Origin of the sequence: Chryseobacterium sp. OV279 (assembly GCF_900128945.1) — a bacterium.
GTDB lineage: Bacteria > Bacteroidota > Bacteroidia > Flavobacteriales > Weeksellaceae > Chryseobacterium.
The window spans coordinates 399,662-414,518 of record NZ_FQUD01000004.1 but is presented as its reverse complement, the minus strand read 5'-3'; the positions used below and the strand labels follow the sequence as shown (position 1 = coordinate 414,518).

The window sequence follows — 14,857 nt, the reverse complement described above, 5'->3', positions numbered from 1 at the left end:
CCCGGTTTTTCCGGGGAATTTTTTTTGATCTAAAACCTCTTCCGGCGGTCATCTTCAGACATTCATCCTCCCTCTTCCATTCCCGAATATCAACCTCAGCATCAATATTTTAGTCAACTTCAAAATTCGTATAAGATTTAGTTTTAATTTTGTTGCGTTATGAAAATTCTGATCATTGAAGATAACAAAGATTTAGCCCAAAGCATGTCGTGCTATCTGGAGCGGGAGCACTATATCTGCGAATGCGTATACAAGTATCACGAAGCACTGGAACGGCTGAGCTTTAACTCTTATGACTGTATATTGCTGGACATTATGCTTCCGGACGGCAATGGACTGCAGCTGCTGAATCACCTCAAAAAAGAGAAAATCAACAGCGGAGTCCTGATTATTTCTGCTAAAGATGCGTTAGATGACAAGATCCACGGACTGGAAAAAGGAGCTGATGACTATATTACCAAACCTTTCCACCTTCCTGAACTCCATGCCAGATTAAGAGCCGTTTTCCGCAGAAAAAAAATGGATGGCTACAATGAAGTAAGGTTCAATGAGATTATTTTGAATACAGACACTTACGAAGTTTCCGTGGGTGAAGCAAGGCTGGAAGTCACCCAGAAAGAATTTGAACTGCTCCTTTATTTTCTGGTCAACAAAAACCGGGTATTATCCAAACAATCCATCGCCAATCATCTTTGGGGCGATTATACCGATAATTTAGCTAATTTTGACTTTGTTTATCAGCACGTTAAAAACCTCAGAAAAAAGATAGGAACAGCAAAGGGCAACGACTATATCGAAACCATTTATGGCCTGGGATATAAGTTCAATGCATTAAAGTATAAGGGTTCATGAATCTATTAAATAAAATATCGCTCTGGTTCATTGCTATTGTCTTATTGGTTACGCCAGTGAGCATGTATATTTCCTACAACAGCACAAAAAAAAGGCTGGACAATGTAGAAATTGAGCGTTTAAAATCAGTAAATCAACATGTCACCTACCAATTAAGAGTAGGTGAAACACCCGAAAAAAAGACACAGGGACTTCCCATTTCCGTTACCTTATTAAAAGGAAATACACTTCCGTCCAAAAATCCTGAAGTCATCCATACCTGTCTTAAAAACAATGGATTTTCACTGAATGAATGTAAAATCCGGATCAATACTTATATGGCGCTCGATCAGAAAGTATACAGGATTTCCTCGTATACCTATGTGACAGCAACGGAAGAAATCATCGGCGGCATGTTGAATGCACTCTTCTTTAAAATGATTCTGATCACCGCATTGGTCCTGATCACGGCGAGAATTCTATCCAAATTTATCCTCAAACCATTTCATCACGCAATAGACGGACTGCAACAGTTCAGCATTCAAAAGAAGGAACGTCTTCAACTGATTCCTACCAGCACCAAAGAATTTAAAAAGCTGAATGAATTTCTCCAGAATATGACAGACAAAGCGCTTGAAGATTATGCCTCAGTCAAAGAGTTCAGTGAAAATGCCTCACATGAAGTTCAAACGCCGCTGGCCGTTATTCAGAGTAAAATAGAGCTGCTTGCTGAAACCGACATCAACGGAACACAGGCCGCCCTTCTCAACGATATTCAGAATTCTATTGATAAACTGAGCCGAATCAACCGTTCACTCATGCTTTTAACCAAACTTAATAATCACGAATTTTCAGCGCATCAAAAGGTTAAGTTCTGCACTGTTGAAAAGGAAACCCTCTTTACGTACTCGGATCATCTGGCATTGAAAAGCATTACCCTGAACCGCCAGTGCGAGAAAGGAGTGTATGTAAAAATACATCCCGCGCTTACAGAAATTCTCCTCAGCAACCTTTTATCCAATGCGATCCGCCATAATCTTGAAGAAGGCAGGATAGAAGTCAATCTTACCCGTCATTTCTATCAGATCAGCAATACCGGCCAGGCACCTGATGTTCCTACGCAGGAGCTTTTCAAACGTTTCAAAAAAAGCAATCAGTCACAGGACAGCATCGGACTCGGACTGTCCATTGTAAAACAGATTTGCGAAGTGAATGAATTCCCTGTCTATTATGATTTTTCAAAAGGATGGCATACCATTACCGTTTATTTTGACAAAGACCACCATCACCAGCCGTTTGTTCCGGAGCAGAATCCGGAAACCCTTGACTCTGCGTTCGAAAACGTAGAACAGATTATGAATTCTCCGGTTTAAAATTTATCCATTTTTCATTCAAACTTCAAGATTGCTACAAATTGTATTTTTTACTTTGAACAAAGAAAAAATATATAACCGATGCTTTCAAGAGCTTTTATTGCAGCAGTATTTTCTGTAGTATTTTACAGCGCAGGAAGTCCTTTCCCTGCAGTCCGCACTGGAAACTGCCGTCCACAATTACGGATCCATTAAGGCCAAAGAATCTTACAGACTTTCTTCTCAGGAATCTGTAGAATTGGTCAGGCGACAGAGTTTACCCAATCTTAATTTCAGTATTCAGCAGGATTTCGGAACCGTAAACGGACAGAACGGTCCGCTGTACGGATTCGGAGGATATGGAACAGCGTCTTCCGGACTTCCTCTGCCCGAACAAAACTGGAATGCCGCTTTCGGATCTCTCTATCTGGCAAATGCAAACTGGGAATTTTTCTCATTTGGAAAAGCCAAGCAAAGGATAAAAGTAGCAGAATCCAAAACACAGCGCGACACCAAAGACCTTTCCGATGAGGTTTTCCAGCATAAAGTAAAAGTAGCCGCAGCCTACATCAATGTACTCGCGGCTAAAGAACTAAAACTTTCGTACGAAAAAAATCTCAACAGAACAGATACCATCAGAAGAATCGTTGAGGTTAAAGAAAGAAACGGTCTAGTGCCCGGCGTAGACCTTTCGCTGGCAAAAGCGGATTACGCCAATGCCATGATCACCTACACCAAAGCAAAAGACAACGAGCAGGAACAGGAAAATAAGCTGGCCCAGCTTATGGGAATTCCTTCTCAGGAATTTGTTCTGGACAATACGTTACTTCAAAGGATTCCTACAGATTTACCTTCAGGGGCAGAGTTTTCACTTGAAAACCATCCGCTTCTCACCTTATACAAAAGCCGGATCGAAGTCAGCGAGCAGGAGAAGCAATTGCTCAAAACCCAATATTACCCGTCTTTTTCAATGGTTGGTATCATTCAGACGCGGGCTTCAGGATTTGGTAACGGCTATGCGCAGAATCAAAATGATTTCTCCACGTCTTACTGGGATGGAATAAATCCCACAAGAACCAACTATCTGATCGGTGTCGGAATCTCCTGGAATCTTACCCAGACTTTCAGGCTTTCAAAAGAAATCAGCGCTCAGGATTACAACAGCCAGGGACTGAAACATGAATATGATCTTGCTGAACAGCAACTCAAAGCTCAAATGGATCTTTCTGAAACCAAATGGAAAAACTCACTGACCGTTTACGATCAGGTTCCGATTCAACTAAAATCTGCCAATGATGCCTACATCCAAAGATCTGTTCTGTACAAAAACGGGCTTACAGATCTGGTTGATTTATCCCAGGCCATTTACGCTTTAATCAGAGCAGAAACAGACCGGGATATTGCAGTAAGCAACGTCTGGAACGCTTTATTACTGAAAGCAGCAGCCTCCGGAGATTTCTCCGTATTTGAAAGCAAACTGTAAAATACCTATAAACGATATCAATATTATATAAATGAACTTAATAAGATTTGCATTAAGAAAACCCATTACGATCCTGGTGATTGTAGCAGGACTGTTTTTCTTCGGACTGCGTTCTGTAGATTCTGTCAAGGTGGACATTTTCCCTAAACTGGAACTCCCTGTCATCTACGTTTCCCACCCTTTCAGCGGTTATACTCCCCAGCAGATGGAAGCCTTTTTTGCCAAGCAGTATATCAATATTTTCCTTTTCGTCAACGGGATTAAAAGCATTGAGACTAAAAACATTCAGGGTCTTACGCTGATGAAGATCAACTTTTATCCGGGAACCGATATGGCTCAGGCCGCCGCAGAGTTGAATTCATTCTCAACCAGAATTCAGGCTGCCTTTCCGCCGGGATCCAACCCGCCATTTATCATCCGTTTTGATGCCTCTACCCTTCCGGTGGGCCAGCTGGTTTTAAGCAGTGATAAAAGAACCAACAATGAATTGCTGGATTTAGCCAATGTCTATGTGCGTTCTACATTCACTTCTATTCCGGGTATTGTTTCTTCACCGCCATTTGGAGGAAATATCCGTACGGTAGTGATTAATGCAAATCCAGATCTTCTCCGCCAGCATAATCTGACACCGGATCAATTGGTGGAAGCCCTTCGTCTCAATAACCAGACGGCTCCGTCAGGAAACGTTCGTATCGGGGATAAATATTACATTACTCCAACCAATACAATGATCAAGAATGTAAAAGATTTTGAGAACATTCCTTTATTCAAAGGTGGTGTGCAGAATCTTTATTTAAGAGATGTGGCAACGGTGAGTGATGGTGCAGATGTCACTTCCGGCTATGCATTGGTAAACGGCCGCCGTTCCGTCTATTTAAGTATTGCTAAAAGCGCCGATGCCTCTACATGGGATGTTGTTCAAAATCTTAAAAAACAGCTTCCACAGATCCAGTCTAACCTTCCGGATGATGTAAAGGTAAGTTTTGAATTTGATCAGTCTACGTATGTAATTAATTCCGTTAAAAGTTTACTTAGTGAAGGAACGATCGGCGCTCTTCTCACAGGATTAATGGTGATCCTCTTTCTCGGAGATATCCGGGGAGCGATTATTGTGATCCTCACCATCCCGATTTCCATTATTTCAGCGGTCTTATTTCTCAACCTGTTTGGTCAGACTATTAATATCATGACGTTGAGCGGACTTGCCTTGGCGATCGGAATTCTGGTGGATGAAAGTACGGTAACCATAGAAAACATACATCAGCATTTTGATATGGGCAAACCAAAAGCCCTTGCCATATGGGATGCGTGTAAAGAAATAGCTTTCCCAAAACTACTAATCCTGTTCTGTATTCTGGCCGTTTTTGCGCCGGCGTTTACAATGAGTGGTATTCCGGGATCTCTTTTCCTTCCATTAGCATTATCCATTGGGTTCAGTATGATTATTTCCTATTTCCTTGCTCAGACGTTTGTCCCCGTTATGGCCAACTGGATTATGAAAGTGAAACATCATAAGGCAAAAGACGGACATACCATGACCGAAGCAGAAGAGTTTCAGGCAGCCGGTTTAAGCAATGAGAATGATATCTGGAGCCAGAAAGAAATCCTCCTGCAACAGGAAGACAGCAATCGGGATGGAAAAGTCAGTCTGTTTGAAAAAGTAAGATTCCGATACCTGAAATTTCTGGACAGAATCATGCCTTACCGGAAAACTGTTGTGCTAGGCTATATGATTTTAAGCATAGGATTGGTCGCTCTGCTTCTTAACAGCATAGGAAGAGATGTTCTTCCTCAGGTTAACGGATCTCAATTCCAGTTACGAATGAGAATTCCCGACGGAACCCGGATTGAAAAAACAGAACTGCAAGCCTTACAATTATTGAAAGGAATAGAAGGTATTGTAGGAAAAGACAATATTTCCATTACCTCAGCGTATGTAGGAAACCACCCGAACCTGTTTTCGGTAAGTCCTATTTATCTTTGGATGGCCGGATCTCATGAAACGGTAGTTCAGGTTGCGTTAAAAGAAGGCTTCCATACCAATATGGATGACCTTAAAGATAAGATCAGGGAAAAAGCGAAAAGCATTAATCCTGAAATGAAACTTTCGTTCGAACCTATTGAGCTGACGGAAAAAATTCTCAGCCAGGGTTCTCCAACCCCGATTGAAGTAAGACTTTCGGGTAGAGATAAAGGCGTTAATGAAGCTTACGCTAAGAAAATAGAAGCAGAACTTAAAAAAATCCCATATCTGCGTGATGTGCAGATCGGCCAGTCTATCAAATACCCTACGGTAGATATTACGATAGACCGGATCCGTGCCGCTCAACTAGGTGTAGATGTTTCAGAAATTTCGCGCTCACTTGTGGCTTCCACCTCTTCTTCAAGGTATACCGAAAAAAATATATGGACCGATGAAAAGGCAGGATACAGCTATAATGTACAGGTTCAGATTCCGGAAAATAAGATGAACAGCAAAGCGGAAATCGCCGCTATTCCATTACAGAAAAACTCCAACAGACCGAATCTGGGCGATGTAGCCACCATCAAAGACGGCTTCACGTACGGAGAAACAGATAACCTGGGAGCCATGCCGATGCTTACTGTCACTGCAAACCTGAATCACACAGACCTTGGAACTGCTACAAAAGACGTACAGAAAGTAATTGACCATCTTGATGATTTGCCAAGAGGACTGAATATTAAACTTATCGGACTGAGTGAAACGCTTAACGAAACCCTGAGCAGTTTACAAAGCAGTCTTGTCATCGCAATTATGGTGATCTTTCTGATGCTGGCTGCCAATTTCCAGTCGTTTAAAGTGTCCGGAGTGGTTCTGGTAACCGTACCAGCCGTACTTTTAGGAGCGTTGGCCTTGTTAATTGGAAGTGGATCTACTCTTAATCTTCAGTCTTATATGGGAATCATCATGTCTGTGGGCGTTTCCATTTCCAATGCGGTTCTGTTGATTACAAATGCCGAGCAGCTTAGAAAACACAACGGTGATGCTTTACTGTCTGCCAGAGAAGCTGCTGCTTTAAGGCTCAGACCTATTGTGATGACTGCTTTAGCCATGGTCGTAGGAATGGTTCCGATGGCTTTAGGACTGGGAGAAGCCGGAGATCAGGTTTCTCCGTTGGGACGCGCTGTGATTGGCGGACTGGCAGCTTCCACTTTTGCAGCCCTGTTTATTCTCCCGCTTGCATTCGCGTGGGGACAGGGTAAAGCAACCACTCAAAGTGTTTCCCTGGATCCTGAAGATGAAGAAAGTATTCATTTTATCCCTGAACTGACAAAATAGATTGATCAACCGCTATTAAACCTTAACATTATGAACTCATTTTCTAAATATTTAATTCCCGCAGTCCTGTTTTTAAGCCTCCAAAGCTGCGGGCACAGTGACAAACCCGAGCAAAAAAAGACTGCTGTTTCAGCAACTCCGGAAATTGAAGCCATTAATCCCAAACAGGGAGATTTTGCTTCTTCCAGAACTATTCCCGGCGAGCTTCAGCCTTATCAGAAGGTTGATGTTTATGCTAAAGTAAGCAGCTTTGTGAAAAAACTGTATGTAGATGTCGGTAATGAAGTAAAAGCCGGGCAACTTCTCGCGACTCTGGAAGCTCCAGAACTTAATGCCCAGCAAAGTGCCGCTGCCTCAGTTTTAAAATCTAAAGAAGCCATCTATATTGCGAGTAAAGCCAAGTACGACCGTTTAAAAGAAACCAGTAAAACTCCCGGAACGATTTCCGCCCTCGATCTGGAACAGGCTCTGGCAGCTCAAAGATCAGACATCGCCCAGCTGGAATCCGCAAAAGCTTCCTACAGAGAGGTGATAGATGTTAAAAATTATCTTCAGATCAGAGCCCCTTTCAGTGGGAATATTGCGGTGAGAAATGTAAGCGCCGGAGCTTATGTAGGACCTTCAGGAAAAGGATCTGAACTTCCTATGTTCAATCTGGTACAGCAAGACAGGCTCCGTTTGATCGTCAATGTTCCTGAATTTTATACAGGCAGCCTTAATAAAGAAGGGGACATCAAATTCTCTGTACAGTCTCTTCCGGGCGAAACCTTTACCGCAAAGATATCCAGATCGGCAGGTGCTCTTGACAGCCGTTTACGCTCACAATCTGTAGAGATGGATGTATACAATAAAGATAAAAGACTGCTTCCGGGAATGGTGGCTAATGTGATCCTTCCTTTAAGCGAAAATAATAAGACATTATCTGTTCCTACGTCTGCGGTTTTAAATTCCTCTTTAGGTGTCTTTGTGATCCGGGTTGAAAAAAATACAGCTCACTGGGTTCCGGTAACGTCAGGAATTTCAAATGGTGACACGACTACCATCATAGGTTCTGTTACTCCGGATGATATAATTGTTAAAAGTGCCTCAGAGGAGATCAGAGACGGGCAAAGCATCAAAATAAAGCTTTTAAAATAAGCTCTTTTTGGTAAAGAATATTTGATCTGTTTTCTCCCACAATTTTACAAAACCAGCATATTTAAAGGAAAGTAGAATTATTTTGTTAAAGAATCATAATAAAAAAAACCGCAGACCCACCAAAAACAGGCGGTTGCGGTTTGTTTTTCTTTAACATACTTAAATAATATGTTAAAATGTGTTAAATAAAGAACCTGACAATAATCATATCAGGGCTCTTTTGCTCGGAATCTCTACTTTTGTAATGCTTTGTGAAAATAAATATTCCTTTTAACACGGATAATCAAATATATATGAAGAAAAGAGTTTTGTTTTATTTAGTTGCTTTAGTGTCTACAGTATCAGTTCAATCTTGCGCTACAAATTATGTAGTTTCACAGCCAGCAACTTACGCTAAAGAATACAAAACAGATGCCAAACTAGCTTCTATCGATAACAAGAAAATGGAGCAGGATAAGCAAAGACTTATCGATTCTTTTCTAGCCGAAAAGGCCGCATCTATCGCCAACGCGAAAAAAGCCATTAAGAATTCTGAGATTGCAAAAGCAGTCAAATACAATAAAACGATCGATAATATCCTAACAGAAGCTGAAACATACCTTGGAACTCCATACAGATACGGAGGAATGACCAGAAGAGGTATTGATTGTTCAGCTTTCGTTCTTTCTGTATTCGGAGCAGCAGCGGGGCTTAGCTTACCAAGAGTAGCAGCTTCTCAGGCTCAGGAAGGGGAAAGTATTGAAAAAGGAGACCTTCAGAAAGGAGACTTAATCTTCTTTTCACACGGAAGAAGAATTTCTCATGTAGGTATCGTAGAAAGTGTAACTGAAGAAGGAGAAATCAAATTCATCCACGCAGCCACTTCTAAAGGGGTAATGATCTCATCGCTGAATGATTCTTACTGGGGACCAAAATTCAGGTTTGCAAAAAGAGTGATCAACGAGAACGGAGATGCTTATAACAACTTAGCTTCTTCTACTCCATCCACAGCGACAAGTTTTTAATTTTAAATAATTGATTTAAATAATGAAGCCATCAGATATCTGATGGCTTTTTTATTTTGGGAATGATGGTGGGTGGGAAGTGAACCTCGAGCCTGTAAGAAGGGTTGCTTAATTTTTCAGATGAGGGTCTGTATGAATAATAGGTTTTGGCTAAAGCCTTTATTGTGGCGGGATCAATGCAAAGGCAGGCTAAAGCCCAACACTATTGAATAATTTAAGGATAGTTTTAGAATAGATGAATTAATCAAATAATATTCTTTTTGTAAACGACCTGTACAATACAGAGGCGGGCTAAAGCCCACCCCTATTGAATATTCCAGGATAGGTTTCAAAGTACCGAAATCTATGAAATAGCTCTTTTATTTCAAACTACATAATGTAAATAAAGAAGGCGGGCTAAAGCCCACCTCCATTGAATTTTTAATTATATAAACTATAAGAGGTTTTACGGCCTCCAATCTCTAACTTCTAATCTCTAGCTTCTAACTTCTAATTCCTATCGATTTCAATATCCAGTTTATAAAGAAGTCCATGTACTTCGGAAAGTGAAAACTTAGCCTTTTTAAGCTTGTTTACGGCAGGATCTATGGAATAATTGAAGGATGTTCTGAAATCTGCTTTTTCAAGGTTTGTACGGTCGAATATGGCGTCGGATAAATCACAGTTTTTAAATACTGAATTGGAGAGGTCACATTCAGCAAAATCTGTTTCTATTAGTTTTGAATCTCTGAACACGGTCTTTTTAACTGAAGTATTATAAAACACAGCATTATTGAGAGCACATCCGTCAAAAGTAAATGAAAGTCCAAAACCATTGCAGTCATTGAACTGAAGCCCGAACATTTTGCATTCTTTAAAAGTAACGGTACGGAAAGCTGTTTTAACCAGTTTTGCCATACTCAGATTGCAACCGATGAACTCGCAGTCTGTGAAACTGAAATCTGAAAGATCTGCGTATTCAAAGCTGCAGTTTCTGAAGGTACAGTTTTCATATTCGCCTGTTGTTAAGGGTTGATCTGCAAAATTGATATTTTGGAAATCCTGATCGGAGATATATGCCTGTTTCATACTGGTATTAATTCATAAGTAATCCCTATTAGCCTTTCGCACTAATTATAAAGATTTTGAGAAAGAATAAAGCTTACACCAAGCTGTTCTTATCCGAATAATTAAGTTTAAAGAAAATAAAAGTCATCATAGAAAAGGCAAGCAGCGAGCTTCCTCCATAACTGAAATACGGGAGCGGAATACCCACAGTCGGGAAAAGCCCCATAACCATTCCTAAATTGATGGTAAAGTGCATCATGAGGATGGAAGCAAAGCAATACCCAAATACACGGTTAAAGGCAGACTTCTGCTGCTCCGCGAGATAGTAGATCCGTCCGATGTATACCATGTAACACAAGACCAGAACAGCACTTCCTACAAAGCCCCATTCCTCGCCTACCGTACAGAAAATATAATCGGTTTCCTGTTCCGGAACGAATTTCCCCTGGGTTACAGATCCTTCACGGTATCCTTTTCCTAAAAGTCCACCGGATCCGATGGCTGTTTTTGAATATAATAAGTTGTACCCGGAGGTATCTCTAAATGCTTTTTCTCCTTTATAAAGTACCTCGATTCTTTCTCTCTGGTGCTTTGGCAGTTTTTCTAAAATGTATGGTGAGCCAAAAGCCAGTCCGCACAGCAATATAATTGACCCGGCAATCCCTGAAATAGAGATCACATCCCAGGACATTCTATGATAATTCATAGCAATCAGCACTCCGGCAATGATAACCACGGCCAATGCCACATACAAAGGAGGGACAGCAAGAGAAATCAAAAAGACTCCAGCAAATATAAATCCTACCCCAAATAAAAGACCGTTCAGTCCTTCTCTGTATAAAGCGATAAAGAATGCAATAAATACAAGCATGGAACCTACATCCGGAATCATCAGAACCACTGCTGCGGGAATTCCGATAATAGCTAAAACAGTCCAGAGTGATTTTTTAACCTTAAGATTAAAATCAGGCCCGGAAACGTAGTTCGCCAACATAAGTGCCGTTCCTATTTTTGCAAATTCGACAGGCTGCATGGTAAAACTTCCGAATTTGTACCAGTTTTTCTGCCCCAGGATTTCTTTACCGAACGGGAAAAGTCCTATCAAAAGTAAAACACCTCCGATATAAATAATACCAGACATATTCTCGAAGAACTTGCTTCTTCCCACGAATATAATCAAACCAACAAACAATGAGATACAGAAGAATACCAACTGTTTTTCTCCTAATTTCTGGTCAACACTGTAAATATTAGCAATAGCAAAAATGCAAAGCAGGAAATACAGCCCCAGTCCTAGTTTATCTATACCTTCTGCCCACTTCATTGCTTTACTTTTTTAGCGTTGTTCTTTGTTTCTTCGTCTATTTTTTTCTGCAGTTTTATTTTCTGCTCCTTGATAAAATTCAGGCTGTCCTGTTTTCTTTTAAGCTTAACAGAATCTGCTTTAGGGTCTTTGTATAAACCTTTACGCTTCAAATCAGCTACCCACTGTCTTTTGTACTCCGGCATAAAGGTCGCACCAGTCATCTTCTTGTACAGGTTTTCTCTCTTCAGATCTCCTGTAATATATTTTTCAGCGATCACTGTACAGGCTGGACCGGCCCATGTGGCACCAAATCCGGCATGTTCCATTACTGCCGCTACAACAATTCTTGGTTTGTCTGCAGGCGCAATTAAAACGAAAATCGAGTTATCTTTTCCCTGAGGCACCTGTGCCGTACCTGTTTTGGCAAGCTGGGTAAAGTCGTTGGATTTCAAACTTCTTGCGGTACCTCTCAATACTACGGCTTCCATACCTTTCAGTACAGGCTCGAAGTGTTTAGGGTCTACAAGGGTCTGATGTTTTGTTTTAAATCTTTTATCCGGATTAGGTTTTCCGTCGATAGATTTAACGATATGAGGAGTGTAGAACCAGCCTTTATTGGCAATGGCCGCTACATAGTTGGCTAACTGAAGAGGCGTCACCAAGACATCTCCCTGTCCCATTCCGTTGAAAATAGAACCATTCATGGTATAGTCACCCGTCCAGTCTTTTTTACCACTTCTCTTTTCGTAAAATTTCCCGGTAGGAATTCTTCCCGGTGAACCAACGGCAATATCATTATTCAGATATTCTCCTACCCCAAAGCTGCTCATGATCTTTTTCCATTCATCCACTCCTCTGGAAGGATCTTTCGGATATTTATTCATGATGGCAATAAAGGCATGCGAGAAATAACAGTTACTGGAAACCTGAATAGACGGAATGAGAGGATCTGCTCCTCCATGTCCTTTAATTCTCAAACCTCTGTAGAAAAATCCTCCACCACATGGAAAAACGGTATTTTCATCCATTACACCCATCTGCATTCCTGCCAAAGCAGTCAGCAGTTTGAAGGTAGATCCGGGAGGATAAGCCGCCTGAACAGACCGGTCAAACGTAGGTTTATTTTCGTATAATGTATCTTTGGATAATGCGTAAAGATTTTTAGATTTATAAGGGCCTGTAAATAAATTCGGGTCAATATCCGGGCCGGTTGCCATGGTTAGAATCTCTCCGTTATTAGGATCAATGGCTACGATAGCTCCGTGTTTTCCTACCAGCATTTCTTCTGCCATTCTCTGAAGGTCATAATCAATGGTCAGCGTGATATCTTTTCCGGTAATAACGTCTTTATCCAAGGTTCCGTTTTTATAAGAACCAATACTTCGAAGTTTAATATCTTTCTGGATATATTTCATTCCTTTTACGCCTCGAAGTTCTTTTTCGTAAGATTTCTCAACTCCGGTTTTTCCGATAAAATCTCCCGGAAGATAGTACACTGAGTCTTTCTTGATTTCTCTTTCATTCACTTCACTGGTGTATCCCAAAAGGTTTCCGGAAGTTCCCACTTCATACTGACGCTGAGGTCTGGATACAATACTGAATGCAGGATATTTGAAAATAATTTCCTGTACTCTGGCAATATCTTCTCTGCTGAGGTCCTTTAGAAAGGTCATCGGAGTCAGCTTGGAATAGTATTTTTCTTTTTTGATGATGTCGATTCTCTTGATAAAATCGGGTTTGCTGATCTGCATCAGATTACAGAATCCCAATGTATCAAAATCAGGCTTCATGAGCGCCTGTGTAAAGGATATTTCGTAGGCTGGCTGGTTTCCCACCAGAATCTTTCCGTTTCTGTCGAAAACGACACCCCTTTGTGGAATGACGTATTCAGTTTTAATGGAAGTGTTAGCCGCATTTAAGGCATAACGGTCTGTAAACATCTGCAAATACGCAAGCCTCGCCACAAAAATAAGGGCGATTACGACTAAGGCAGAAAAGATTTTTAAATAATGTGTGTTCAAACTTTTTGTTTGATTTTAAATATTAATGCGTAAACAACGATAAATATAAAGGAAATTATACTTGTGATCACTACATTAAGTAATATTTCAAAAAAACGGCTAAATTTAAAAAATTCGATGTACTGCACTAAAAGCTGATGCAGGAAGATACTCGAGAACAGAAACAGCAAAAACTGCGCCCACTGGAGGGACTGAAAAGAGAAAAAGTCTGTGGAAGTATCTGTGGAAGTTCTGAAGATCAACGTTCTGAAATACGCAATCAACGTGGTTGCAAATGCATTGATTCCCCATGAAAAGAGGAATGCATCTACAGAAAGTCCTATTAAAAAGCTTAAAGCTAAAAACTGATATTTATTTCTGAAGAAAGGATAAAACATGACAAAAACCGGATAAAGAACCGGTGTGTACTTTCCGAAAAGAATGATCTTGTTGAGTACAAAAATCTGTAATGCAACCAGGAAGATCATGATCAATATATCGGTAAATAGAGTCCTGCTAATCATTTTCTTTTTTTATTACGGTCTGCAATGTATCCTGAATTCTCTGTACTTCGGCCTTCTTAAGATTTTTCACAACGAATACTTTACTCAAAGCACCCATTTTTTCACTCAGTTCCACTGAGATATCCCAGAAACCAGTTTTATTGTCTACAGAATATCCTGCGATGGTTCCTATCATGACTCCCTTAGGAAAAATAGCAGATTTACCGTCTGTAACAACAGTATCTCCTACTTTTAAGGCTACATATTTAGGAATATCAGCAAGGTGCATCACTCTGGAATTATCACCATTCCACGTTAAGGTTCCAAAATATCCGGAATTTTTCAACGATGCGTTGATTCTGATTTTATTGACACTAAGAACAGACTGCACCAAAGCGTAGCTGTCTGTAGAATTGATAACAATCCCCGCGATTCCTTTAGGAGCCATAACGCCCATCTGAGGAAAAACACCGTCTCTGCGGCCACGGTTGATGGTAAAATAGTTATTTCTTCTGTTGATACTGTTAAACACGATTTCACCGTCTACAAAAGTATAGATCTGTCCGCCGCCTAACGTATCATGTACTTTTTTGAATACAGGATTCTTGGCTCCCTCTTTTCCATAAAGCTGGAGCATCAGAGATTTATTCTGAGCCACAAGATCTTCATTGATCTGTTTCAGTTTCAGATATGAAACCCCTTCATCTATATACCCCGAAATCCATGAATTCAGCGCAGCCGACTGGCCAGCTACCCATGATTTCTGCATGGCGTTTTTAGAGAATATAAGAACCAGAGCAACAATCTGCAGGAATATAAAGAAGACAAAAAGAGCGTTCTTCGAAAATAGTCTCAGCAAAAATCCCATTCAGATGTATTGTCGTAAAAAGTTA

General features: G+C 40.7%; 11 protein-coding genes. 6 read left to right on the top strand and 5 right to left on the bottom strand.

The window, feature by feature from the left end; all coding sequences use genetic code 11:
- Positions 1 to 159: 159 nt before the first annotated feature.
- From BUA72_RS18975 to BUA72_RS18950, 6 genes are all read left to right on the top strand, one after another.
- Positions 160 to 852 carry a response regulator transcription factor gene (locus BUA72_RS18975; RefSeq protein ID WP_072924577.1) on the top strand — a complete coding sequence of 231 codons (693 nt, stop codon included), beginning with the start codon at positions 160 to 162 and terminating at the stop codon, positions 850 to 852.
- Positions 849 to 2,204, top strand: coding sequence for a sensor histidine kinase (locus tag BUA72_RS18970; RefSeq protein WP_083544251.1), 1,356 nt, complete (start codon positions 849 to 851; stop codon positions 2,202 to 2,204). Before BUA72_RS18975 ends, BUA72_RS18970 begins: the two co-directional genes overlap by 4 nt.
- 148 nt (positions 2,205 to 2,352) lie before the next feature.
- Entirely contained in the window at positions 2,353 to 3,666 is a 1,314-nt protein-coding gene (locus tag BUA72_RS18965) for a TolC family protein (RefSeq protein WP_083544250.1), read from the top strand.
- A gap of 31 nt (positions 3,667 to 3,697) precedes the next feature.
- Complete coding sequence (locus tag BUA72_RS18960; RefSeq protein WP_072924574.1) at positions 3,698 to 6,967, top strand: efflux RND transporter permease subunit; 3,270 nt, start codon at positions 3,698 to 3,700, stop codon at positions 6,965 to 6,967.
- 30 nt (positions 6,968 to 6,997) lie between these two features.
- Entirely contained in the window at positions 6,998 to 8,104 is a 1,107-nt protein-coding gene (locus tag BUA72_RS18955; protein WP_072924572.1) for an efflux RND transporter periplasmic adaptor subunit, read from the top strand.
- Between the two features lie 293 nt (positions 8,105 to 8,397).
- The gene (locus tag BUA72_RS18950) at positions 8,398 to 9,108 is read left to right on the top strand and encodes a C40 family peptidase (RefSeq protein ID WP_034724147.1); all 711 of its coding nucleotides are present in this window, start codon (positions 8,398 to 8,400) and stop codon (positions 9,106 to 9,108) included.
- A 489-nt stretch (positions 9,109 to 9,597) separates the two neighbouring features.
- On the opposite strand, the gene BUA72_RS18945 is transcribed toward BUA72_RS18950, so the two are convergent.
- From BUA72_RS18945 to mreC, 5 genes are all read right to left on the bottom strand, one after another.
- The gene (locus tag BUA72_RS18945; RefSeq protein WP_072924571.1) at positions 9,598 to 10,176 is read right to left on the bottom strand and encodes a pentapeptide repeat-containing protein; all 579 of its coding nucleotides are present in this window, start codon (positions 10,174 to 10,176) and stop codon (positions 9,598 to 9,600) included.
- 73 nt (positions 10,177 to 10,249) lie between these two features.
- The gene (gene rodA / locus BUA72_RS18940) at positions 10,250 to 11,479 is read right to left on the bottom strand and encodes a rod shape-determining protein RodA (protein ID WP_034724149.1); all 1,230 of its coding nucleotides are present in this window, start codon (positions 11,477 to 11,479) and stop codon (positions 10,250 to 10,252) included.
- Positions 11,476 to 13,482, bottom strand: coding sequence for a penicillin-binding transpeptidase domain-containing protein (locus BUA72_RS18935; protein WP_072924569.1), 2,007 nt, complete (start codon positions 13,480 to 13,482; stop codon positions 11,476 to 11,478). The genes rodA and BUA72_RS18935 overlap by 4 nt, the downstream gene beginning before the upstream one ends.
- Entirely contained in the window at positions 13,479 to 13,985 is a 507-nt protein-coding gene (locus BUA72_RS18930; RefSeq protein WP_047450943.1) for a hypothetical protein, read from the bottom strand. Before BUA72_RS18930 ends, BUA72_RS18935 begins: the two co-directional genes overlap by 4 nt.
- Positions 13,978 to 14,832, bottom strand: a complete 855-nt coding sequence (mreC, locus tag BUA72_RS18925) for a rod shape-determining protein MreC (RefSeq protein WP_034724154.1) — start codon at positions 14,830 to 14,832, stop codon at positions 13,978 to 13,980. The genes BUA72_RS18930 and mreC overlap by 8 nt, the downstream gene beginning before the upstream one ends.
- Between the last annotated feature and the right edge of the window lie 25 nt (positions 14,833 to 14,857).